The following is a 24,678-nucleotide window of genomic DNA, read 5'->3' as shown; positions in this document are numbered from 1 at the left end:
GTCAGAACGCAACGCTTACCGGAGACCTGTCAACGTGAGGGCAAACCCATTGAGAGTCGGCAGAGGCTTTACCCTCATCGAGCTGCTGATCGTGATCGTGATCATCGGAATTCTCGCGGCGATCGCAATTCCGCAATACAGCGCGGTCAAGGAGCGGGCGTACCTTACCGCGGTCAAGACCGATCTCAAGAATCTCGAGATATCGGAAGAGGCGTACGCATCCGCCAACTCAGGCGCCTACTTCTCACACACCTACACGACACCAAGCGATTCGACGAACACATTCGGTGCATCGCAGAATGTCACCGTCGTCGCGACCGCTTCCGGAGTGTCGGGCTGGAGTGCCAAGGCGACGCACCTGAACGCGCCAGGCCATACATGCGCGATATTTGTCGGAACGGCTCCTGTTGCACCAGCGGTATTCGACGGCGCGCCAGCATGCAACTGACTATCTGTGGCAGCTCAGCTCGGCAGTAGCCGGCTCATTACACGATCCGTCTGACGGTCGCTGCCAAGCAGAAAAAGCCTGGACCCAACGTCCACAAATCCGGATTTGCGATAGAAAGCTATCGCTCTGGGATTACGCTCCCACACGGCCAGCCATAACGTCGCGGCACCCGACCGATCTGCCGCCTCCGTCGCACGCGCCATGAGCTGCTGCGCGATTCCGCGCCCATGCCACTCGTGCGCGACATAAAACCGTTCAAGCTCGATCACCGATCGCTCCATCGCGATATCGTCCGGCGCGGAGTCATTCATCAGCTGCGCATAGCCCGCAATCACGCCGCCGATTTCCGCCAACAGGACGACGCGGTGCGAGTCGGCAAGCTCGGCACGCTGAGTCTCTTCACCGAACGCACGCGCGACGTACTGCGCCATGTCGGACTCCACATTGTCGCATCCGAACGTATCGCGAAACGATCGCTCTGCAAATTCCGCGAGTGCGGGAGCGTCTTCGCACGTCGCGGCGCGAATTGTCAGCTGATCGACGTTTGTGACAGATAACACCATCGCTCAGCGATAGTTGCCGAACTTTAACTCGACGCCGAAGTCGCCGGCGCGAAGTACACCCATGGCATTCTGCAAATCGTCTCGCGATGGCGAGCTCACGCGCACCTGGTCCGCCTGAATCGCTGCCTGAACTTTGGGAATCCTGGCTTCCTTGATCGCTGCAGCGACTTTCTTTGCCGTGTCAGTGTCGAGCGCGGTCTTGAGCTTTATCTCGCACCGCACAGTATCACCGCCGGCAGGCTTAACTTCACCAATGTCGAGGTTCTTTACCGGAACGCCGCGCTTCACGAGCTTGCCCCACAACACGTCGGTAAGTGCCTTCATCTGATACTCGCTGTCTGCAACAAGCACCAACATCTCTTCGGCGCGCTTGAACTCGATCGTCGATTTGGAGCCCTTGAAATCATACCGCTGGCCGATCTCCTTCTGCGACTGATTGACTGCGTTGTCGACTTCCTGCATATCTACGCCCGTCGTCACGTCGAATGAATTCAGTTGTGCCATGGTCGGATTCAGGTTGCGATTCAGGTGCCGGAAGTCCGGCTCACATCAAAAATTAGCCGCGCTGGCGGCGGAATTCATCGGGCTGGAACGCTTGTTCGATCCATATGCACGGCGTTGATTCATCCAGTCGCCTGCAAACTCAAGAAATGCATTTACGCACCGCGATAATCAAAGTAGGGCTGATCGCCACGATTTGCGCCAGACTGGCTCGCAATTCGCGGTGATTCGCTGGCTTGCCAATTCGGATACGTCCGAAGTGCCGTGAATTATGCAGCTATCTCTGAACTGTGGGTTCTGATGAATCGGTCGTTCGCCAAATCATGCGCTGAACAGTGAACACCCAGCATCAGGGGGCGTGCCGCGACGTGGCCGACGCTCAGGGAAAGAAATGGCGGGTGCGCGAGATGGAGATGTCCGAAAGCGACGGATCGGTCGCCCGAAAGTCGCTCATCGCTCTCAACGAGATGGTCATTCGGCGATTCTGGAGCTTTCCGGCTGGATGGCAGGAGCTGAGCGATCGTGCGCTGCTGGCGCTGATCGACGGACCGGCGCAGCCGCATCCGGAAGCAATGCTGGACAACGATTAAAGTCCACCGCGACGCCCACATAAGCAGATCCCCGGCTGCGCATCGGTTGCGCAGCCGGGGATCCTTGTTTCAGACCGCGATCTGATTACTTGAGACGCGGGTTCGTCGTCCGCGGCGCCTTGACGCACGCGGGCCAGGTCGTCGGCGCACGGAACCGCCCGTTGCCGGTAGCTGCGGGATTCTGCGCTGCCATGCGAGCTGCCTCGGCGACGAGATCGACACGCTCGCGCGTGATCATCGTCGGATCTTCCGAGGCGAGGTAGGCCAGCATCGCCGTGAGCGTCGCGTTGGACTTGAGGTCGTCGAAGACGATCTTGTCGTACGTGTCGCGGTTGGTGTGCCAGGTGTAGTTCCCGTAGTCCCAGTTGAGGGCGCCGAGTCCGAAGGCTGGCAGACCATTGCAGCCGAAGGAGAAGTCATCGCTTCCGCCGCCGGCCGGGAAGCCAGGTCCGTTGAACTTGACCTGCTCCTGGAAGACCGTCGGAAGCTTGGACAGCCACTGCTCGATGTGGACAGCGGCATTCGGAAGACCAGCGCCGCCCATGCGAACGACGCGACCTGTTCCGTTGTCCTGGTTGAAGAGCGCCTGCAGTCCCTTGAGGACTTCAGGATGATCCTCGGTAAAGGCCTTGGATCCTACTTCGCCCTCTTCCTCACCGCTCCAGTGGCCGACGAGAATCGTGCGCTTGGGGTGCGGATATACCTGCTTGAGAATCCGCATCGCTTCCAGCATGGTGATGGTGCCCGTTCCATTATCGGTCGCGCCGGAGGAGCCATCCCACGAATCGAAGTGCGCCGAGAGCATCACGTACTCGTTCGGCTTCTCCGTTCCCTTGATCTCGGCGATCGTGTTGAACACAGGACGCTCACCAAGCAGATCGGCGTCGAGGTTCATCCGAACCTGCGGGTTCTGCTTGTTTTCCGTAAGACGGAAGACGAGACCGTAGTCCTCGCAGCTCAGCGCAACGGTTGGCGCCCGGGTGTTGTAGGTCTCGAAGACCTCGATCGTCCCCCAGCCGTCCTTCGGGCGTGACGTGATGAGGCCGGCAACTCCGCCTTCTTCGAGGCGCTTGCCGAGCTCACCGCCGCCGAGTGCGAGGCTGTAGCCGGTTCCGCGAACGTTGCGGCCGCCCCACTCGGCGTTGATCGCCGTGCGGAGGCTGTCCATGCGAGCCCTGGACTCGGGCGTGGCGTTGGTCGCCCAGTCCTCGCGGGGACGGCAGGTCGGCTGCGGCGCGGAGACGAGGATGAACTTCCCGCGGGCGTTGGGGAGCCATTTGACGAATTCGGTGCTGTCGGCAAAGCGAGGCAGAATGATCGTGGTCGCCGTGAGGTCCTTCTTGCCGGTACCCGGGCTGTAGCCCACCATCTGTCCTTCGAGCGAGCGAACGCGTGGTGAGATCAGGTCGATGTGGGAGTAACCACGACGCCATCCACGCCAGGTGCCATACTGCTCGTTGTGGGCTTCGATGCCCCACGACTTGTACTTGCTCACGAGCCAGTCGTTGCCGGCGCGAAGCTCGTCGCCGCCCTGCAGTCGCGGGCCTACGGAATCGAAGAGTGCCTGGGACAGCTCATAAACGTGCGTGCTGTCCATACCGAGCGCCCAGATTCGCTTGATGATCGGGTCATCGGTTGGGAAGGATTGGGCGTGCAGCGGGATGTACGGCGCGACGAGGAGCGCGCCAAGAAACAGTGTCTTACGAAGCATGCTGACCAGAGCTGGAGTGAGCCCGCTCTTTCGAGCGGGCGGTCTGTGGGCGCGATGGAGGCACCCGGATCGTTGCCCTACATACGGCGGGCGAGCGGATAACGTGGCGCGAGCGGACGACCGGCGCCAGTGGCGCCGGCAGTGATCACCAGATCTGTGGCACGAGGTCCTTCGGGCGAACCATGGGATCGCCTGGCTTGCAGTTGAACGCCTTCGCGAAGGCCGGCATGTTCGAAACCGGACCGTTGGTGCGCCATTCCGCGGGTGCATGCGGGTCGACTGTCACTCTGGTGAGCATCGTCTGGGGCCGGGAATGCTCGCGCCAGGTCTGAGCGTAGGCGATGAAGAAGCGCTGCTCCGGAGTGTAACCGTCGATGGTTTCGCGCTTTCCGGTGCGGTTGAGCGCGCGTTCCATCGCGTCGTAGGCAGTGAGCAGGCCGCCGTAATCAGCGATGTTCTCGCCGAGCGTCAGCTTGCCATTCACGTGCGTCGTATCGACCTGGATGTAGCCGTTGAACTGATCGACTATACGTTGTGCCTGTTCGTCGAACCGTGACGTGTCGCTCGCGACCCACCAGTCGCGCAGGTTGCCGTCGGCGTCGTAGTGGCGGCCCTCGTCGTCGAAGCCGTGCGTGAGCTCGTGACCAGCCCAGCTTCCGCCGAGCGCGCCGTAGTTGGCAGCCATGTCGCCACTCGCGTCGAACGTCTGCGGGAGCAGAGCACCCGCAGGAAAGACCATTTCATTCACCGACGGATCGTAGTACGCATTGACGGTCGGCACAGTCATTCCCCACTCGGTTTTGTCGACAACCTTTCCGGGGCGATTGATGACGCGGTTCCACTCGAACACGTTTGCGTTGAACACATTGTGTACGAACGCGCCGTCGGAGACGCGCAGCGCGGTATAGTCGCGCCAGTGGTCTGGATATCCGACCTTCTCGTTCATCTTCGCGAGCTTGGTAAGCGCATACTTTCGTGTGGAATCGGACATCCACGTAAGCGCGAGGAGACGATCGTGGAACGACGAGCGAATGTCATCGATCACCTGCTTCGCCGCGGCCTTGGCCGCTGGCGGGAACGTCCTGTCGACGTACGCCTGGCCCAGCGCCTCACCGATCTGGCGATCGGCGGCACGGAGGCAGCGCTTCCAGCGCGGGAGCATCTCCTTCGCGCCGCTGTAGAGCGACGAGTAGGCAAAGCTCTCGTTCGCGAATGGCGAGCTGAGCCATGGCGACGCACTGGAGATGAGATGGTACCTGAGATACGCGCGCCATTCCTCCATTGGAGCGGTCTGGACGAGGGCGCTCGCCTTCTGAATGAACTCCGGCTGCGCGACGTTGACGAACTGCACCGGAACGGTGAGTCCGACAGTCCGGAAATAGCTCGGCCACTCGATTGCCGGCGCTGTACGCTCGAGATCCGCGAGCGCGGTCTTGTGATAGGTCGCGTTTGGATCGCGCATCGCTACGCGTGTCATCGATGCCTTTGCGAGCTCGGTCTCCAGCGTCATCACACGCTGTGCGTCGGTCGCCGCGTCAGCGGCTGATTCACCCGCGAGCACAAGCGACCGTTCGACGTGAGCCACGTATTTCCTGCGGAGCGAATCCGACGCGGGATCGGGTTTCGTGTAGTAGTCGCGATCCGGCATGCCGAGCCCGCCTTGGCTGACCCACACTATATAGTGGTTCGCGTCCTTCGGATCGGCGCCGGGACCGAATTCGAAGAGCGCTCCGACGCCTGATTTCTGCAACTCGCCAATCTGTCGTACGAGCTCGCTGCGCGTTTTGATCGCTGAGATGCCGTCGAGCTGCGCGCGAATCGGGCTCACGCCTTGTTTCTCAGCGAGCGTCGAGTCCATGCACGTCGCGTAGAAAGTGCCAAGCTTCGCGCGGGTGCTGGTCGCCGGCTCGCTGTGGCGCGATGCCATCGCCTCGTCCAGAACCGAGCGCACTACGAGTTCGTTCGCGTCGGTCATGTCCTTGCCGACACCCGACGTCGAAAATGCCGCGGGAATCGTATCGCGCTTGAGCCACGCGCCGTTGGCGAACGCGAAAAAGTCGCGACACGCATGAGCGGTCGTATCGATAAACGATGGGTCGAAGACCTTGAGTACTGGCGGAATCGGCACCGCAGAGCTGGCGGTCGCTTGTGCGCGGAGTGAAGGCGCACCGATTCCAATCGCAATTATGGTAAGCGTGAGCGTGGTTACGAAGCGTGCGCTCGCAATGTGCATGGCCACGGCCGGGATGCGTCTGTTTGGCATCGCTGAGTTGTTCGGAGGTCGGAGGATTATGCGGATATCGTAACTCCGGGTCAGCCGGGTGACCAGAGCGGCGCGATCAGTGGGCGGCGCCGTCACGGGATTCCGCGGAAAAGTCGATGAAGCCACGGTTCGGATCGGTGGACAGGAGCCGGACCCGTATCCTGTCTCCGACGTCCAGATTGGCCTCGCCGCGAAGGACTCGTCCTTCCACCGGCGGGTGGATCAGGCGGACGAAGGTGCCGTTGGGATTGACGCCTGTTACTATCGCATCGAAGTCCTCACCTACGCGGGACGACATCGATACCGCGGCAGCTGACTTGCGCACCTGACGCTCGACCTTGCGCGCGCTATCCTCGCGTTCGGTGCAGTGCGCGGCGATCGACACGAGCTCGTCCCGCGTGTAGGGCGACGGCTTTCCGGCCAGCGCGGCCTTCAGAAGTCGCTGCGTAACCAGATCCGCGAACCGGCGGTTGGGCGCGGTCGAGTGGGTGTAGTCATTGGTTGCGAGCCCGAAATGACCGACGTCCGTCTCGCCCGGCACATGCGCGGCGTACTCTCCGGGGCCGATCAGCTTGACGACTGTGAGCGACAGATCGGCGAAGTGGTCGGGATCCGCATTCCGTCGTGCGACGAGGAATTCGGATAGCGCCAGGGAATCCGGCTGATCCGGAAGCGTCGTTCCAAGCTTGGCGGCGAGCGCGACTATCCGATTCCATCGTTCCGGCGATCGCACGATGCGTCGAATCGTCGGCGAATTATGCTCGTCCAGAAATCGCGCCATCGCCACGTTGGCAGCGATCATGAAATCCTCGATCAGGCGGCCGGCGCGACTCTTCTGCACGAGCTCGACGTCCACGGAATTGTCCGGATGCACCACGGGCTCCGCTTCTATCGTCTCGAGATCCAGTGCGCCATTGCGGGCGCGAACGGCACGGAGCGTCTGTGCAACGCTGTCCTGAAGGCGAAGCTGATCCTGAATTGCTGCTGTGCCGCTGGCTGGCAGGCTCCCGCTGCCGTCGAGCCACGCACCGACGTTGTTGTAGGCGAGCTTGGCGTGATTGAAGACGCGCGCCATGTACACGTTGTGCGACACGATGCCTCCATCCACAGCAACGACGAACTCGATTACAACCGACATGCGATCGTCGTCCTGACCAAGCGAGGTGAGGTCGGTCGACAGTCGATCCGGGAGCATCGGGTACGTGATGATGCCGGTGTACACCGATGTAGAGTTTGCGCCCGCAAAGCGATCGGTGGCCGAGTCCTTCGGCACGGTGGTATCGACGTCCGCGATCGCAACGCGGACGCGCACCGTTCCGTCGGGAAGTTTTTCCGCGATCTCCAGCTGGTCCAGATCTCTGGAGTTATCGTTATCGATCGAGGACCAGGGGAGGCCGCGAAGGTCGAACACACCGGCGGCCACCGCGCCGTTCGGCTCGATCGCGGCGGCGACCTCGGCCGTAACCTGAGCGGGCACGTCGGGGATGAAGCCGTTATCCAGCATTGCCTGATGAGCCGCGGCACGCAAGTCGAAGGATTTTGACATGCCATAACGTGTCTGCCGGCGTGAGCCGCCACAAGCCGGTACGGCGGTCGGCCGTGCCAGTCCGGCGCAGATTTGGTATGTTGGAGGCGTCTCCATCAGGATCTCAGATGAAACTCATACCGGCGTCCGTGCACCGCTCCCTCGACATGGTTGCCGTGATCGGCCTGATCGCGGCTCCCATCCTGCTCGGCATGAGCGGGCCTCCAGCGATCGTGTCGTACGTTCTGGCGGCAATCCATCTCATCGTCACGCTATCGACAAAATTCCCCGACACCGGACACAAGCCGCTATCGCTCCGAAATCATGGGCTCATAGAGCTGGTGGTCGGAATCGTGCTTATAGTCCTGCCATGGATCGTAAACTGGAGCGGAGTCGCAAGGGGTTACTACATCGTGGTCGGCGCAATCCTTCTGGTCATCTGGGCGTCGTCGAATTACGGACGCCAGTATGGCGCCGAGCGTGCACAGAAGGCGCGCGAGCGAGCGTGACGGAAATGATGCGCGCAGTCTTGCACGCCAGAATCCGGGCGATAGGCATTGCGGCGGCCGTGTCTGGATTTGTGGCGTGCGGCGGCGGGGCGAAGGACGTCACCAAAGGCGCGTCATCCACTCCTTCCGGGCAAACCGTTGCGCAACGCACAACGGACACGGGCCCGGTAGCGAAGCCGGTAGATGAAGGCCCTCTGATGGAAGGAGATCATTCGATCATCCGACGGGAAGCTGTCGGCCCGTTGCACGTCGGCGAGTGGAGACGGCCGGTGATGTCGTTCGTGTACGCGATCAGTGCGCGCGCCGGCCGCGACAGTGAGGATATCATCGTCGTTCGCGGCATGGGCAAGGATACGGTGACTCTCACATTCCAGAACGACACGCTGCGAAGGGTATTCATAACCCACACGGGGCCACACACTACCGGTGGCATAGCCGTCGGAACGCCATTCGCGACTGTTGCCGCTGATTCGGGAGCGACGATCGTGAAGCGCGGCGCCGCAAAAATAGCCACACTCAGCCGCCTGTGCGGCGTCGAATTCGCCACCGACTCGATAGCGCTGAGTCCCGACAGCATTGCCCGAAAGCCGGTGCGAAACCAGGCGCCAAAGCCGGAAACCATTCAGGCGATATCTGTTGGTTACTGCAAGCGATAACTACACCGGCAACCAGACCGGCAGCTACGCAAGCGACTTCATGTCGATCACGAATCGATAACGAACGTCACCCTTGACAGTGCGATCGTACGCGCGCTCGATCTCCTGAATCGGAATCACTTCGACGTCGGACGTGATTCCGTGCTGCGAACAGTAATCGAGCATCTCCTGCGTTTCGCGAATTCCGCCGATGAGAGAGCCTGCCAGCATCCGGCCTTTCATGATGAGTGAGAACGACGCAACCGCCGTTGGCTCTGGCGGTGCACCGACCAGTACCATCACCGCACGTCGCTTGAGCAGGCCGAGGTACATGTTCAGATCGTGCGGCGCTGATACCGTGTCGATGATGAAGTCGAAAGTCGCGGCCAGCGGCGCCAGATTCTTTGGCTCCTTCGTCACGACGAAGTCATCGGCGCCGAGGCGGCGCGCATCTTTTTCCTTTGATTTGGACGTGCTCAACACCGTCACGTGCGCACCCATCGCAGAGGCCAGTTTGACAGCCATGTGACCGAGGCCGCCCAGTCCAACCACGCCGACCTTCTGGCCCGGTCCGACCTTGAAGCGACGAAGTGGCGAATAGGTCGTGATTCCGGCGCACAGCAGCGGTGCAACCCCTTCAAGCGGAAGATTATCCGGAATCGTGAGCACGTAATTCTCGTCGACAACGATTCGGGACGAGTAGCCGCCGTAAGTCGGCGTCTTTCCATCGTGCTCGACGCTATTGTAGGTCATCACGAGGTGCCGCTCACAGAATTGCTCCTCGCCGTCGCGGCAACTATCGCATTCCCGGCACGAGTCCACGAAGCACCCGACTCCCGCGAGATCGCCGACCGCGAATCGCTTGACCTCCGACCCGGTCTGTACGATGCGGCCGACTATCTCGTGACCTGGTACGACGGGGTAGATGGTGCCGCCCCATTCGTTGCGCGCCGTATGGATGTCACTGTGACAGACGCCGCAGTATGCGATGTCGATGACCACGTCGTGCGCGCGAGGTTCGCGGCGCTCGAATGAAAATGGTTCCAGCGGAAGGGTTGCAGACTTTGCAGCGTAGCCACGAGTTGTGGGCATTGGAATCTCTGGTTTGATCGAATTGGTGTCCTGTCGGAAGCTGATCGCCGGGCGGTCGTTTGACAACCCGACTAGCACGATCAACATTACCACCTCTCGCTACGTCTGCAGCTCACACAGGGAACCCACGATGCGCTCTCTTTTCGTTCGTACGACCATGGTATCTGCGGCAGCATCTGCAGCGATGCTGGCCGGACTCTGCCCCACCGCCGTCCGTGCCCAACAGACACCGCTCACGCCGAATCAGGCACGGGCGCACGACATCTACAAGCAGTTGATCGAGATCAACACTGCGGACAGCGTCGGCTCGGTGACGACGGCGGTCGACGCGATGGCAGCTCGCTTTCGCGCCGCCGGCTTTCCCGCGGCCGACGTCCAGATCCTGACGCCGGAGGGGCATCCGACAAAGGCCAACCTCGTCGTGCGTTATCGCGGCACGGGGCACGACAAGAAGCCCCTGCTTCTGCTGGCGCATCTGGACGTCGTTGCGGCGCTGCGCTCGGACTGGAGCATGGATCCGTTCGTTCTCACCGAGAAGGATGGTTACTACTACGGGCGTGGCAGCAGTGACGACAAGGCGATGGCATCGATCTTCGTCGCGAATCTTCTGCGCGACAAGGCGGCGGGTTGGAAGCCAGATCGTGACGTGATCCTGGCGCTCACATCGGACGAGGAAAGCGGTGACGCGAACGGGGTCGACTGGCTGGTCGCGAACCACAAGGATCTGATCGACGCCGCCTATGCCATAAACGAGGGTGGCGGCGGGTCCATTCGCAACGGCAAGCCATTCTCCAACAACATTCAGGCGGCCGAGAAAGTCTCGGTTCATTTCACGGTTTCGACAACCAACAGCGGCGGGCACTCGTCGGTGCCGCGTCCGGACAACGCGATCTACGAGCTGGCGCACGCGCTCCTCAAACTCGAGCACTTCCAGTTTCCCGTCGAGCTGAACGAAGTGTCGCGCGCATACCTGAGTCAGACGGGCGCGTCGGACACTTCAGCGGCGGGTGCGGCAATGCGTGCAATAGTTGCGAACCCAAACGATCGTGCGGCAGCGGCGACACTCTCCGCGGAGCCACGCTACAACTCGATGTTGCGCACCACCTGTGTCGCGACGAGGCTGGCGGGTGGGCATGCGTACAACGCACTTCCACAGACCGCCACTGCAAATGTGAATTGCCGCATCGTCCCGACGCAGGATCCCCAGGAGGTCGAGGCGACGCTCGCCAGAGTCATCGCCGACACCGGCGTCAAGATCACGCCACTGTTTCCATTGCCCAAGGCCAGGGCTGCTCCGAGTCCTCTGACACCGGAGCTGATGAACGCCGTGACGAAAATCACTCACGACATGTTCGGCTCAAATGTGCTCGTGGTTCCGGTGATGTCGACCGGTGCGACCGACGGTCGATTCCTTCGTGCTGCTGGAATTCCCACTTATGGTGTAAGCGGCATTCTCAGCAACGGTGACTCGCACGCTCACGGGAGAGACGAGCGGATGTGGATCAAGTCGTACTATGATGGTCTGGAGTTTCTGTATCGGCTGACTCACGCGCTGGCGGCCGGGAAATAGCGCTGGTGGACGTCGTGTCGTAGGTCGTCATCGCCGCGGCGCGGCCGTCGAGCAGATTGCGCTCTCGTATGTTGCGCGTGAGCGAGGCGGCGCGCTCGAACTCGGATCTCGCTTCGTCGCGGCGGCCAAGCTTGGCGAGCAGGTCGCCCCGGACCGCGGGCAACAGGTGATAGTTCAGTAGTGACGGCTCCGACATGAGTGCGTCAACTACTTCCAGACCAGCTGCGGGGCCGAACGCCATCGATACTGCGACTGCGCGATTGAGCTCGATCACCGGAGACGGAACGAGTTGCACGAGCAGTGCATACAGCGACGCGATGCGATTCCAGTCCGTCTCTTCAGCTGTTCGTGCGCGCGCGTGACACGCTGCGATCGCGGCCTGCAACGTATATGATCCGGGACTGCCGAGTCGCTCGGCGCGCTCGAGCGCGGCGAGTCCGCGACGTATGAGAAGCTGATCCCAGCGCGCACGATTCTGTTCCAGGAGAAGCACGGGATCGCCATGCTGATCGACGCGTGCGTGTGCGCGTGACGCCTGGATCTCCATCAAGGCGACCAGTCCGTGAACCTCCGGCTCTTGAGGCGCAAGCTCCGCCAGAATGCGACCAAGCTTCAGCGCATCCTCGCATAGCGCAGGCCGCATCCAGTCATCTCCGGCGGTCGCAGCGTAGCCTTCGTTGAAGATGAGGTAGATGACCTCGAGCACCGACGCAAGGCGCGCGGTGCGCGCCTCTCCCCGGGGGAGCTCGAACGGCACTTCGGCATCACGGAGCGTGCGCTTGGCACGAACGATTCTCTGTGCGATCGTCGGCTCCGAAACGAGAAAGGCGCGCGCTATCTCGTCGGTGGTGAGCCCGCCGAGGAGACGCAGAGTGAGCGCGACGCGCGCTTCGGCTGAAAGGACTGGATGGCAGGCGATGAAGATGAGACGAAGCAGATCATCACCGACATCGTCATCGATGGTCGCGTCGAGATCGACAGCGGCCGCATCGTGCTGCGCCCTGATCTCGTGCCCGACGTCATCCTGCTTTCGCTCGACGACCTTGCCATGACGCATGGCGTCGATCGCGCGACGTTTGGCGGTCGCCATGAGCCATGCGCCGGGATTGTCAGGAACTCCCGATTGGGGCCACTGGTCGAGCGCGGCGACAAGTGCATCCTGAGCGAGGTCCTCGGCGAGGCCGACGTCGCGTACCATGCGTGTCAGGCCCGCGATGAGTTTCGCGGATTCGATTCTCCAGACTGCGTCGATTGCGCGATGCGTAGCGGATTCTGTCACGCATACAAATCAGGGCATGCACGGCCCGTTGTTCAAGTCGAGAGTCGTCATCACCGCCGACGGCGGGGATGACGATGACCGCTACCCGCGTGCGATCTGTGCCCGGAGTTGGTCTTCCTGCTCTCTCAGATCCGGCGTGAATTCATCACCGAAATCCTCGGCTTCGGCCACCTGTCGGATCTCGACCTCCGCGTCATCGAATGGCGCTCGCCGGAGCCAGGCGATGGCTTCATCTCTCGACTTGACCTGCCAGATCCAGAAGCCTGCGACGAGCTCCTTGGTCTCGGTGAACGGCCCGTCGATGACCGTAGTCTTGCCGTTCGCGAACTTCACACGGGCGCCCTTCGCGCTGGAGAGGAGCCCGTCACCCGCCAGCATCACGCCAGCGTTCACGAGCTCTTCGTTGAACGCACCCATCCTTGCCAGCATCTCACGGGTCGGCATCACGCCAGCCTCGGACTCCCTGGTCGCCTTTACGATGATCATGAATCGCATTGTCCTGATCTCCTATTGTTCGTGTGTGTCCCCTACATACACGTCGAGCGAGGTGCGTGAGAATCGACGCGGGGTCCGAACCAGATGAGGGCATTATTCGAACGATCGTTCGATGACCGATCTACCTCTATAAGAGAGGAGCGATCGGAAGGCGCACCCGCGCCTCGCAGCCCTGTCCGTCGATCAGTGCAAGGCTGCCGCCATGCGCCTCGGCGATCTGCCTGCTGAGAACAAGCCCGATACCTGATCCGCCCGGCTTGGTCGTAAAGAACGGGACGAAGAGATTGGCCGTCTCGGGCAGACCAAACCCCTCATCCTGAATCGACACATCCACGAACGAATCCTCGACGCTCCAGCCGACGGTTACGCCGCCGCCGGTTTCGAGTGATGCATCGGCTGCATTGCGCACGAGATTGATGAGCATCTGATCCAGCTGATCGGCATCGGCATCGATCACGATTTGCGGGCCAGTTTGAACGCTGATCGGGACACGTGTCTCCATCTGAACGATGCGGCCGATCCACGCTGCGACATCGACGGGGGCACGCGTCGGGGCTGGCATGCGCGCGAGCAGAGTATATGCCGCCATGAAGCGCGCGAGTGCTGCTGACCGCCCGCCGATTACTTCCAGCCCGCGATCGAGATCCTCTTCCCAGTCATTCGCGCGCGGCGTTCGTTTGACGTGCTCGCGCAGCGTGGCGGACAGCGATTGAATCGGCGCGAGTGAGTTGTTGATCTCGTGACCGAGAACACGAAGCAACCGTTGCCACGCACTGCGCTCCTCATCACGCAGCGCGCGGCTCAGATCGGCGAGAACCACAAGCCGATGTGGGCGCCCGCCCTGGCGAAAAGTCGTCCTGCGTAGTTGCCACCGATTCTCACCGGGAACGAACTCGGCTTCAAACGCTCTGTCGGGATCGCCAACGAGACAGTCGGCGAGTCCGAGTGCAGCCGCGGAGCGGCCGATGGCGCGCTCGGAGGGCAAGTGGATGAGTCGCTCGCCAGCACGGTTTACGAGGCGCAGGATGTCTTCGTCATCAAACACGAAAACCGCGACGTTGATCTCGCGCATCACTGTCCGTGCAAGGGCAGAGGCATCCAGCGCGGTGAGCCGCTGAGTGCGAAGTATCGCACCGAGTCTGTTGAACTCGAACAGTGCGAGGCCGAGTGCGTCGCTGGTGCTCTCGCCGCGTGCGCGCACGGAGAAGTCACCTTCGCGCAGTGCGGCTGCGAGATTCGAGATCGTGCGAAGTGGATGGATCACATAGGCACGCAGAGCTGCCGCGAGCAGCATCCACGCGAGCACGACCGCCAGGGTAATCATGATGCGAGCGCCGAGCGAATAGCTGCTGATCCAGAGCAGCACGAGTGCGAGTGTCGTGCCCGGCACGGCGACGGCCGCAGCGAGCAGCAGAACGCGGCGCTCGAAGTGTGCGGCGCCGCGCTCGGATCCGATCAGTCTGTCGTCAGAGGCCATGCGCCGACATGCGCCTGTAGAGTGCGCTGCGGCTGACGCCAAGCGCCTTGGCGGCGTGACTCACATTGCCGTCGAAGCGCGCGAGTGCCTTCTGGATGAGAGTACGCTCGGCTTCACTCAGAGTGAGATCTTCGAGCCGCTGCGCACTGGTCGAGCCGCGCTCCGTCAATGCCAGGTCGGAGGTGCGCACGACGTCTCCATTGGCGAGGAGTACTGCGCGCTCGATTGTGTGCTCCAGCTCCCTGATGTTGCCGGGCCAGAGGTGATCCATCAGCGTCTGCATCGCCGGCTGATCGAAGCCGGTGAGATGTTTGCCATAACGCGTAGACTGGCGCTCGAGGAAGTGAGCTGCAAGTGCCGGAATGTCTTCGCGGCGCTCGCGCAGCGGTGGCAGTCTGAGCTCGATCGTATTGAGACGGAACAGCAGGTCTTCGCGGAAGCGACCGGCGGACACCTCTTCGTGCGGATCGACGTTGGTCGCGGAGAGGACGCGCACGTTGACTACTTTCGGACGCGACGAGCCGACGCGCTCGACTTCGCGTGTCTGCAGAACGCGCAGCAGCTTGGCCTGCAGATTCAGCGGGACGTTGGCGATCTCATCGAGGAACAGCGTTCCGCCGTCGGCGAGCTCGAAGCGGCCGGCGCGATCGGTTCTCGCATCGGTGAAGGAGCCCTTCACGTGACCGAACAGCTCGCTCTCGAAGACACCGTCGGACAGCCCGCCCATGTTGACCGCTACGAACGCGGAGCGCGCGCGCGGCGATGCGGCGTGCAGCCAGCGTGCCACCACTTCCTTTCCCGTTCCGTGCTCGCCCGTTATGAGCACGTTCGCGTCCGACGGAGCAACGCGCTCCATGAGATCGAGGATCGGTCGCATGCGTGGCGACGTCGCGATCAGCTCCGGCATGCCCGTCCGTTTGAGCGCGCGGTTCTCGCGCTCGAGCTGGCGTCCCGCGCGCACTGCCTTGCCGAGCTCGAGCTGCGTGTTGATCGTGGTGAGCAGGCGGGTGTTGTCCCACGGTTTCTCGATATAGTCCGATGCACCGTGACGGATCGCGTCGACCGCGCCATTGACACTTCCCCACGCCGTCATGACGATGATCGGAAGCGAGTCATCGATCTCTCTTATGCGGCCGAGCACGCTCAGACCTTCACGCCCGGAGGTGGTATCGCGCGTGTAGTTGAGATCCATGAGCACCACATCGAGCGGCTTGCTCTCGACGGCCGCAATGATGCCGGCGATGGAGCGCGCGGTCTCGATGCTGTAGCCGGCGCCCTTGAGCAGGAGGCGGAGGGCCTCGATGATGTCCGGCTGGTCGTCAGCTACGAGGATTGTGGGCATTCAAGACCTGGCGGCGGCGTTGGTTCGTTGCCTGAATATACGGCAAATACCCACCATGCAAATTTACATTGCGGGATTATGCGTTGCGGCTATTTGCGCAATCACCGCAACGGCCGCCCTACAGCGCTCTCCAGGACCGCGAATGCCTTGTGGTAGCTGTAGATCGCGTTGATGTGGTCGGTCTCGGCCTGTGCGTAGGCAGTTCGCGACGTCGACAGATCGATGAACGTAGAGAGACCGACGGCGTATTCATTCTGTACGAAGTCGAGCTCCTGGCGCGCCTTGGCGGCGTTTGCCTCCTGGAGGGCGACTGTCTGTTGCGCGGTCTGGAGCGACAGATACGCTGCCGTGATATCGGCATTGAGTGCCAGCTCGCTCGACTTCACCTTGTAGCGGGCGTTCTCCCGCGCCACCTGCGACTCCTGAAGACGCTGCTCGCGTGCAAACCCATCGAAGATAGGAAGCGACAGTTGCGCGGTCACGCTCGCCGGAGCGCGTGTGAACGAGAACGGGAACTGAGCGTTCTGTGCCCGTAGCTGCGCGGCCTGCGCATCGGTGAACTGAATGGTGCTACACTGCGCGAGCGTGTTCGGAAGCCCGACCGCCTGCCGTACTTCCTGGGTAGCGATGCAGCTCGACCGTGCACTGGCTGTATTCGCCTGTGCCTGATTCACGAGGAAGTTGGGATCGCGATACTGATACGTGTACCCGCCAATGCCGGTGCTGAGCGTGAGTGTGGGAGTGTACTCGGTGCGCTCGCGATCCACGGTGAGATCGGCAACATGCTCGCGTGCTCTCAGCGCGACGACACCGGGATTCTGTCGATGCGCAAGTGCAAGAATGGTATCGAGTGCAGGTAACGGGTCGCCAACCCTCAGATCGCTCACGAGCTGTACGTTCTGTGGCTGTGGCACGCCCATCTGCTGAAAGAGTCGCAGCTTGTCGATCTCGTTCTGATTGCGTGCGTTGACCAGCGCTACCTGCTGCTGACTGAGCGCCACTTCGGCGCGCCTCACATCGAGCAGCGTACCAGTACCAACCTGGGATCGCGCCTGTGCCAGCTCCAGCTGCGCCCTGGCGTTTGTGACGAGCGAGTCCTGAAGCTGGGCCTGCGCCAGGCTCTGAAGCGCGGTCAGGTAATCCTGCTTGATTGTCGCGGTGAGGCTTTCCGATGCGCCGGCAATGTCGGCGTTCACGGCAGCGCTGTTGGCACGCTGCACTTTTGGCGTGATGAAAGTCGCGGCATTGATGCGATAGTTGAGACCGATGTCATACTGTGATTGCATCACATCGCTATTGGAGCTCAACGACACACCATTGAAGAACTGCTGGCCGCCCTGCTGGTACTGGCCGGAGAGCGATGCGCTGAGCTGCGGCAGCAACCCTCCGTATGCGGTCCGCAATTCCGCTGATGCATTGCGACGATTGTTACGCGTCGCCAGGAAATCGGGGTTGTTTCGATGGGCCAGCGTAACTGCCTGATCCATCGTCAACGTGGTCGGCGACGCGTCGGGCAGCTGGGTGCGGCCGGTCGTTGGGATCTGCGCACTGGCGCTGGCAGGTGCGGCGAACGTACAGACGAGTATCGTGCGAGCTATGACTCTATTCATTGCGCAGAGCGATTACAGGATCCACCTGGGTCGCGCGGCGAGCGGGCACATACGACGCGACCACCGACACGAGGGCGAGCACGGCGACGCTTCCTGCGTACGTCATCGGATCGGTCGGCGTGACGCCGAACAACAAACTGCGCATGAGCCTTGTGAGCAGGATCGCGCCGACGAGTCCGATGCCGATTCCGATCAGTGTCAACTTCGCACCCCCCTGAACTACCAGATTTCGTACATCGGACGGCTGCGCGCCGAGCGCCATTCGAATGCCGAACTCTCGAGTGCGCTGGAGCACGCCGTAGGATGTGACACCGTATATGCCAATGCACGCGAGCAGCAGCCCCACGGCTCCGAACATGCCGAACAGCATCATGCTCAACCTGCCGTTGGCGAGCGATTGCGATACGAGCGCGTCCATCGTTTCCAGCTTCGCGATTGGCTGGTTGGGATCGACCGATCGCACAACGTTGCGCAGTGGAGCTTCGAGCAATGCCGGATCGCCCGATGCGCGGACTACCATCGTCATTCCCGAGTACGGGAATTGTGCCAGTGGACGATAGATCTCCATGTACGGATCCTTGCCCGCCCCCGCGTCGTGCACGTCGCTGGCAACGCCCACGATCCGGACGTGTGTATCTCCATCCCACTCATAATCGATGTACTTGCCGACCGGATTCTGATTTGGCCAGTACGTTCGTGCGAGCGTCTCACCGATGATCGCTACCTCAGGTCTGCCGGCGATATCGGCGTCAGTGAAGGATCGGCCGGCCTTGATGGTCGTCCCGATCGCGCGGAAGTATCCCGGGGTCACCGCTCGCATGTCGCCCGTCGGCTCCTGGCCTTTCGGCGGTCTTGGCCGTCCGGCGACTGCGAACCCCGTAGCTGAGCGCAGTCCGGTCAGCGGCAGGTAGCTGATAGAGCCAACCGATTTCACACCGGGTAGCTTCGCGATCCGGGATTCCACTTCATTGAAGAACGCGACGCGCGTCGTATCATTGCTGTAGGTCGCGTTCGGAAGCGCGATTTCCGCCATGAGAGCATGGTCGGGCTCGATGCCCAGGTTCACGCTATTCAACTGGGAGAACGATCGCATCATCAGTCCGGCGCCAGCTAGCAGCACGATCGCCAGCGACATTTCGGCGATGACGAGCGCGCCGCGCACTCGTGTGCTGGCACGACCTGCCCCGGTTCCGGTCCGTCCTCCTTCGCGCAGCGAATCCTGCAGCTCTACTTGCGAGACGGTCCGCGCCGGCGACAGTCCGAATGCGATTCCGGTCAGCACTGCAATGACCAGCGTGAAGGCGAGGACTCGCCAGTCGATTGCAACGTCGGAGATCGATGGTATGGGGAACGTGCTTGGAACCAGCGCAACGATTGCACGGATGCCAAATAGCGCGAGACCGATCCCCACCAGCGATGCGACAACCGAGAGCACCACTCCTTCGGTCAACAGTTGCCGCACCAGTCGTGCGGGAGTTGCGCCGAGTGACGCGCGGATCGCGAACTCCTTCTGACGATTGCTTGCTCGGGCCAGCATCAGGTTCGCGACGTTTACGCACGCTATCAGCAGCAGGAATCCTACCGCTCCCGACAGCACGAGCAATCCCGTACGTACATCGCCGACGAGCGCATCCCGCAGCGGCTGCGCGTTCGCGGTCCAGTTGGCGTCGAGTTGCGGGACATCACGAGCCCGTCGCTCGGCGATCGTCCGGATCTCGCTGTTTGCCTGATCGACGGTGACGCCAGGCTCGAGACGCGCTGCGACGTGCAGGTATCGTCCGCCGAAAGTGCGAGCGGAGTCGTCGAACTGCATCGGTGCCCATACCTTCACCGGATCGAAGAAGCGAAAGTCCCTCGGCATCACGCCAAGCACGGTGAAGCTCTCACCGTCGAGCCGGAACGGACTACCGATCACATCCGCACGACCACCGAAATACTGCTGCCAGAAGTCGTAGCTGATGACTGCCAGCCGCGGGCCGTTTCGTACATCCTCGTCGCGAGTGTACGTGCGACCGAGGACGGGGCTGACGCGAAGGACGGCAAACGTCGCCGCCGAGGCGTGTCGAATGGGCACCGAGACAGGATCTCGGCCTCCACCGCTCACGGCACCCTGCTGGTCAAACCATGCACCCATGGCGCGGAGCGACTTTGCATCGTCCCGCCACGCGAGAAAATTCGCCGGACTCACCACGTTGTGTGGAGAGACGCTCTTTGACAGATTGTGCTCCCACAGCATCACGATACGATTCGGCTGCGGGTACGGCAACGCGCGGAGCAGGACTGTGTTGACTACCGAGAAGATAGCGCTGTTCGCACCGACACCCATGGCGAGCGCGAGTATGGCAACGATAGTGAAGGTACGGCTTCGTGCGAGACCGCGGATCGCGTAGCGGGTGTCACTGAGCAGCGTGTTCATGAAGGTTCCAGCTGTTGATTGTCCCTATTCCGCTGTTCGCCGGAGTAGCTGACGACGCCGTATATGCCGATAGCACCGAGCAACAAGGCGACGGCCGCGAACCCGGAGGGCTCATTACACAACGCCGAAACCACTCTCGCGCAGCTCGCGCTGATCCGTAGCTGCCCGCTCACCACGCTCTTCTTCCACAATCCTGCCGTCAAACAGATGCACCGACCGATCGGCATGCCGCGCGAAGCGTGGGTCGTGCGTTACCATGCAGATCGTGGCGCCATTGTCGTGCAATTCGCCGAGCAACTCCATAATCGCCTCGCCGTTCGCGGAATCGAGATTTCCTGTCGGCTCGTCGGCGAGAAGAATGAGCGGATCGCCCGATACGGCTCGTGCGACCGCGACGCGTTGTTGCTGACCACCTGAAAGTTGCGCCGGATAGTGGTTGGTTCGATGCGACATACCGACCCGCTCCAGCGCAGCGTTTACTCGCTGCCTGCGTTCGTCCGACGGCATTCCGCGATAGGTGAGTGGCAGTTCTACATTCTCGTAGACGGTGAGATCGCCGATCAGATTGAACGCCTGGAAGATGAACCCGATCCGCTGGTTGCGAACGTCGGCGCGTTGCGATCGGCTCAACGATTCGACCGGCTGCCCGCCGAGGAGATACACGCCCTGTGTAGGCGAATCGAGCAGGCCGAGTATCGATAGAAGCGTTGTCTTGCCGCCACCGGATGGACCGGCGATCGCGACGTACTCTCCCTCCAGGATATCCAACTGGATCCCTGAGAGTGCGTGCGTCTCGAGCTCGTCGGTGTAATAGACTTTCGTGACGCCGTCGAGCTTGATGAGAGACTGTGTCGCGGGCATTCCGGCGGTCGCGGAAGATGATTTCGGGCCAGCCGTAGCATTGTCGTTCATGATGCTCTCAGGTCGTTGGTGGTTGAAAGTCATTCACTTCTCAGTGCCAGCACGGGATCTATACGCGTCGCGCGATGAGCCGGTATGAGGCTCGCGAGCATCGCGACCGCCGCGAAGATCAGCAACACGATCGCGAACGTCCCGGGATCTGCTGCGCTGATCCCGAACAACAGCGTCTGCAATGCGTGTGTCAGCAGCGGCGTTGCCAGCACGCCTGCAATGAGACCGAGCGCCACGACTCGCATCGAATTGCGCACGATCAGCCCTCGCACCTGAGCGGGTTGCGCGCCCAGCGCCATGCGGATGCCCATCTCTCGGGTCCGCTGCACGACCTGGTACGATACCACGCCGTATATGCCGATTGCCGCGAGCACCAGCGCTACTACAGCGAAGAAGCTGAGCACCGACGTGCTGAACTTGCGGCCGGCGACCGACCCTGACATTCGCGCATCCATGGTCAGAAACGTCGCTGGGACGCCACGTTGCTTGAGAATGGCGCGCATCGCCGGCACGAGTGATTCCGGCGGGACCGTGCTCCGCACCACGAGTGAAGCGTATCGCGCCTTGAACGGACGCTGGAGCGGATTTACGAAGATGGCTGGTGTCGCCGGCGCTGTCAGGCTCGCTTCGTGAATGTCACCGACGACTCCGACGATGGTGACCCAGCGATCTGCACCATAGATCCAGTCGTCGTTGGCCAGATTGCGAACGCGTTTTCCGACTGGATTCACGCCCGGGAAGAACTCCTTAGCGAACGTTTCGTTCACGACCGCCACGTCCTGCGTGCCGGCTCGGTCCCTGTCGTCGAACAGTCGGCCGCTCTTGAGTGGGATCTTCAGTGCCCGGAAATACCCGCTGGTTGCTATTCCATAATCGGTATAACTCTTCGCCTTGCCGACGCCTTCTATCTCGAAGCCACCGTTCTCAGCCGAGCCGGTCAGCGGGATATGGTGGGTCATACCGGCCTCCTGTACGCCGGCCAACCGGGTCAGCTGAGGAAGCATCTGATCGTAGAACGTTGCGACTGAAGTCGTATCCGGGTAGTTCGCCTCTGGTAGCGCGATATCCGCCGTGAGCACGTGATCGGTGTGAAAGCCAGGATCGATGCTCGCCACCTTGGCGAAGCTGCGGACGAGCAACCCGCAACCAACGAGCAACAGCAACGCCATTGCCACCTCGGTCGCGACGAGCAATCCCCATATCCGTCCGCGACCGCCAACGTCGCCACGCGTCACCAGATCCTGGGTGATACTCACACTCGACGTGCGGAGCGCTGGAAACAGGCTGGACACGACCGCCGCGAGAATTCCAACCGCGAGCGCGAACGTGACCACTCTTCCGTCCAGACCAATGTCACCGGTTTGCGGCAGCGCGCCGGACGGCGCGAGCAGCTGCATCATCTTGAGCACGGACGCCGCGAGCGCCAGTCCGGCCATGGCGCCAAGCATCGCCAGTAGCAAACCTTCCGTGGTAAGCTGGCGCAGCATTCTCGCACGCTTTGCGCCGAGCGCGGCACGAATCGCTATCTCGCCACGCCGCGCAGCACCAGCGGCAAGCAGCGTGCTCGCGACGTTCGTGCATGCAACGAGCAGCACGAGCGCAGCTGCACCGAGCAACAGGAGCAGCGGACTCCGCACGGACCCGACGAGATCGTCGTGCAGCGTCTTGACGCTGAAGCCGTGGGCATCCATCCCCGTGCCATACGTACCCTTGAGACGCCTGTAGATGAGATCAAGGTCGCTCTGCGCCTGCGAGACTGTCACGCCATCCCGAAGTCGTGCGACGACTTGAAGGTTATGAGCCGTTCTCGTTGGCCCAAGATCCAACGGGTCCGGAATCCACACTTCGGTAGCGTCCGGGAAGTGAAACCCCCTGGGCATTACACCAACGATCTGGTAACTGGCACCTTCGATCTTGAGCGTGTGACCATCGAGGTTCGCCGCGCTGCCCAGATGATCACGCCAGTAATCGGAACTCACCAGCGCTGCTGCTGGCCCGCCCTGCGATGTTTCCTCGCGCGTGAAGGAGCGACCCATTACTGGGCTCACGCGCATTACCGGAATGAAATCCGTCGAGACGTGGGCGACTCCGGCGAGCACTGGTTCGCTTCCGCCAACCACTGTGGTTTGCCAGTCGCCGTAAAACGCAATTCTGCTGAAGCTTCGACTCTGATCTCGTATATCGGCGAAGTTGGGATTCGCGACGCGCATGCTACCACCGGACTTTGTACGCTCGGCGAGCGTTACTATCCGGTCGGATTCGGGATACGGCAACGGTCTCAGCAACACGCCGTTGACGACACTGAACACAGCAGTTGTGGCGCCGATACCGAGCGCAAGCGTGAGCACGGCTAGCGCCGTGAAGCCCCAGTTGTTGCGCAGCCGCCGTCCGGCGTAGCGCAGATCGCGCAGAAATGATTCGAGTAGCCGGTCCTGGGCTCCGTCCACCTGTTGTGAAGTCATTGCAGTCTCACTCGGCTCTGCGTATCCGAGCCGGACATGTCTGATGTGATGATCTTGTCGCCTGCGCTCAATCCCTGAACGACCTCGATCATGTTGACCGAGGCGCGTCCCAGCTTCACGTTCACTCGCTGTGCTTCCTTGCCACCGTTGGTCACCTTGAACAGGCCTACGGTGCTCTCCGGCTCGCCATACGCCGGACGCCCCACGTAGAGAACGTTTTTCAGGCGATCCAACTCGATCGTGCCATCAACGCTGAGGTCGGGCCGCGCACCCTTCGGCAGCGCTCCATCGAGCCCGACGTCCACCTCGACTGTCCCATTCACCGCACCCGGATCGATGCGTATGACGTGACCTGGAATGATTCCATTGCGCGTATCAATCGACGCGAGCTGACCGATCTGGATGTCCTTCGCCTGCGTCTCGGGAATGTGCAGCACCGCCTTCAGGCGGCCAGGCTGCGCGACTTTCGCGAGATTGGTTCCCGGCAGCACGTATTGACCGGGCTCGAGGGACAATTCGGTTACCTGGCCGGCAGCACCGGCACGAACCTGCATTGACGCTATGCGACTCTGCTGGAACTGCGCGATATCGCGCAACTTGTCGACCTGTGATTTCTGCAATTCGATCTGTTGTGCGATCGACTGCGACATCACATCGAGCCGCTGCTTCTCGATCGCCATCCTCGCCTTGAGCTCGACGGCCTTGTCCTTTGCCTTGCTGACATCCATCGGAGCAAGAAGACCCTTTGCGAGAAATCCTTTCTTCTCCAGCTCGTCGAATGCCGTCGCGTTTCGCATCGCGTCGTTGTAGTCGGACGTCGTCGTCGCGACGACTCCCTCCTGCGCGAGCTTCTGTGTCGACAGGTTGATCCGGAGCGTAACAAGCGCACCCTCGGCGGCATTCAACTGCTGTTGTGCGCTCAGAGCCTCGAGCTGCACGTCGGGATTGCTCAGCTCGAGCAGCGTAGTCGTATCTGTGACCGTCGCACCAGGGCGCACGTCGATGCGATCCACACGACCGGCGGTTATCGCCGATACCCAGCGAATCTGCTCTGGCACGAGTGAGCCAGGGCCACGCACATCGATCACCATGTCGCCGCGGCGCACCGAATCAATCACGACCGATGACCTGTCGACGCTCGGCGCCGCGGGCTTGAGGCTCGCGACTCCGATGACAACCGCGATGATCGCGGCCAGTCCGACTCCTCCATATATGTAGCGCTGTCTGTTCGGCGCGCGTTCTCGCGGAATGTCCACTTAGATTCTTTGCTCTGTCATA

20 protein-coding genes are annotated in these 24,678 nt (G+C 61.6%); 5 read left to right on the top strand and 15 right to left on the bottom strand.

The features are described 5' to 3' along the window. The first annotated feature begins 49 nt into the window (after positions 1-49). Positions 50-448: a prepilin-type N-terminal cleavage/methylation domain-containing protein gene (locus V4529_12980; GenBank protein MES2359240.1), complete on the top strand. Its 399-nt coding sequence runs from the start codon at positions 50-52 to the stop codon at positions 446-448. A gap of 14 nt (positions 449-462) precedes the next feature. Here V4529_12980 and V4529_12975 read toward each other — a convergent pair whose 3' ends face one another. Further along, positions 463-1,011: a GNAT family N-acetyltransferase gene (locus V4529_12975; protein ID MES2359239.1), complete on the bottom strand. Its 549-nt coding sequence runs from the start codon at positions 1,009-1,011 to the stop codon at positions 463-465. Between the two features lie 3 nt (positions 1,012-1,014). Beyond that, complete coding sequence (locus tag V4529_12970; protein MES2359238.1) at positions 1,015-1,515, bottom strand: YajQ family cyclic di-GMP-binding protein; 501 nt, start codon at positions 1,513-1,515, stop codon at positions 1,015-1,017. A 332-nt stretch (positions 1,516-1,847) separates the two neighbouring features. On the opposite strand from V4529_12970, the gene V4529_12965 reads away from it, so the two are divergent. Continuing rightward, positions 1,848-2,102: a hypothetical protein gene (locus V4529_12965; protein MES2359237.1), complete on the top strand. Its 255-nt coding sequence runs from the start codon at positions 1,848-1,850 to the stop codon at positions 2,100-2,102. Between the two features lie 85 nt (positions 2,103-2,187). Here V4529_12965 and V4529_12960 read toward each other — a convergent pair whose 3' ends face one another. The 3 genes from V4529_12960 to V4529_12950 all read right to left on the bottom strand — a co-directional run bounded on the left by V4529_12960 (position 2,188) and on the right by V4529_12950 (position 7,622). Beyond that, a complete protein-coding gene (locus tag V4529_12960) occupies positions 2,188-3,813 on the bottom strand; it encodes a M20/M25/M40 family metallo-hydrolase (GenBank protein ID MES2359236.1) in 1,626 nt (541 codons plus the stop codon). A gap of 145 nt (positions 3,814-3,958) precedes the next feature. Beyond that, entirely contained in the window at positions 3,959-6,076 is a 2,118-nt protein-coding gene (locus V4529_12955; GenBank protein ID MES2359235.1) for a M13 family metallopeptidase, read from the bottom strand. A gap of 76 nt (positions 6,077-6,152) precedes the next feature. Continuing rightward, positions 6,153-7,622, bottom strand: coding sequence for an RNB domain-containing ribonuclease (locus tag V4529_12950; protein ID MES2359234.1), 1,470 nt, complete (start codon positions 7,620-7,622; stop codon positions 6,153-6,155). Positions 7,623-7,729: 107 nt separating this feature from the next. Between V4529_12950 and V4529_12945 the strand changes: the two genes are divergently transcribed. Both V4529_12945 and V4529_12940 read left to right on the top strand, forming a co-directional pair. Next, complete coding sequence (locus V4529_12945) at positions 7,730-8,110, top strand: hypothetical protein (protein MES2359233.1); 381 nt, start codon at positions 7,730-7,732, stop codon at positions 8,108-8,110. 5 nt (positions 8,111-8,115) lie between these two features. Next, entirely contained in the window at positions 8,116-8,766 is a 651-nt protein-coding gene (locus V4529_12940) for a hypothetical protein (GenBank protein MES2359232.1), read from the top strand. A gap of 24 nt (positions 8,767-8,790) precedes the next feature. Here V4529_12940 and V4529_12935 read toward each other — a convergent pair whose 3' ends face one another. After that, positions 8,791-9,837 (bottom strand): NAD(P)-dependent alcohol dehydrogenase, encoded by a 1,047-nt coding sequence (locus V4529_12935; protein MES2359231.1) that lies wholly within the window; start codon positions 9,835-9,837, stop codon positions 8,791-8,793. 130 nt (positions 9,838-9,967) lie between these two features. Here V4529_12935 and V4529_12930 point away from each other — a divergent pair, with 130 nt between their 5' ends. Next, positions 9,968-11,407, top strand: coding sequence for a M20/M25/M40 family metallo-hydrolase (locus V4529_12930; GenBank protein ID MES2359230.1), 1,440 nt, complete (start codon positions 9,968-9,970; stop codon positions 11,405-11,407). Here V4529_12930 and V4529_12925 read toward each other — a convergent pair. The 9 genes from V4529_12925 to V4529_12885 all read right to left on the bottom strand — a co-directional run bounded on the left by V4529_12925 (position 11,340) and on the right by V4529_12885 (position 24,656). Then, a complete protein-coding gene (locus tag V4529_12925; GenBank protein MES2359229.1) occupies positions 11,340-12,686 on the bottom strand; it encodes an RNA polymerase sigma factor in 1,347 nt (448 codons plus the stop codon). The genes V4529_12930 and V4529_12925 overlap by 68 nt on opposite strands. Before the next feature lie 81 nt (positions 12,687-12,767). Continuing rightward, complete coding sequence (locus V4529_12920; protein MES2359228.1) at positions 12,768-13,181, bottom strand: YciI family protein; 414 nt, start codon at positions 13,179-13,181, stop codon at positions 12,768-12,770. 127 nt (positions 13,182-13,308) lie between these two features. Beyond that, a complete protein-coding gene (locus V4529_12915) occupies positions 13,309-14,658 on the bottom strand; it encodes an ATP-binding protein (GenBank protein MES2359227.1) in 1,350 nt (449 codons plus the stop codon). Next, positions 14,648-16,000 (bottom strand): sigma-54 dependent transcriptional regulator, encoded by a 1,353-nt coding sequence (locus V4529_12910; GenBank protein MES2359226.1) that lies wholly within the window; start codon positions 15,998-16,000, stop codon positions 14,648-14,650. Before V4529_12910 ends, V4529_12915 begins: the two co-directional genes overlap by 11 nt. A 101-nt stretch (positions 16,001-16,101) precedes the next feature. Then, positions 16,102-17,610 carry a TolC family protein gene (locus V4529_12905; GenBank protein MES2359225.1) on the bottom strand — a complete coding sequence of 503 codons (1,509 nt, stop codon included), beginning with the start codon at positions 17,608-17,610 and terminating at the stop codon, positions 16,102-16,104. Next, positions 17,603-20,026 (bottom strand): ABC transporter permease, encoded by a 2,424-nt coding sequence (locus V4529_12900; GenBank protein MES2359224.1) that lies wholly within the window; start codon positions 20,024-20,026, stop codon positions 17,603-17,605. Before V4529_12900 ends, V4529_12905 begins: the two co-directional genes overlap by 8 nt. A 114-nt stretch (positions 20,027-20,140) precedes the next feature. Further along, entirely contained in the window at positions 20,141-20,887 is a 747-nt protein-coding gene (locus V4529_12895; GenBank protein MES2359223.1) for an ABC transporter ATP-binding protein, read from the bottom strand. Positions 20,888-20,967: 80 nt separating this feature from the next. After that, on the bottom strand, positions 20,968-23,400 hold the full coding sequence (locus V4529_12890) for an ABC transporter permease (protein ID MES2359222.1): 2,433 nt from the start codon (positions 23,398-23,400) through the stop codon (positions 20,968-20,970). Continuing rightward, positions 23,397-24,656: an HlyD family efflux transporter periplasmic adaptor subunit gene (locus V4529_12885; GenBank protein ID MES2359221.1), complete on the bottom strand. Its 1,260-nt coding sequence runs from the start codon at positions 24,654-24,656 to the stop codon at positions 23,397-23,399. The genes V4529_12890 and V4529_12885 overlap by 4 nt, the downstream gene beginning before the upstream one ends. Positions 24,657-24,678: the final 22 nt, after the last annotated feature.

The organism is Gemmatimonadota bacterium (genome assembly GCA_040388625.1).
GTDB lineage: Bacteria > Gemmatimonadota > Gemmatimonadetes > Gemmatimonadales > Gemmatimonadaceae > Fen-1247.
The sequence above is the reverse complement of the archived record's forward strand: the minus strand, read 5'-3'. Positions and strand labels throughout refer to the sequence as shown.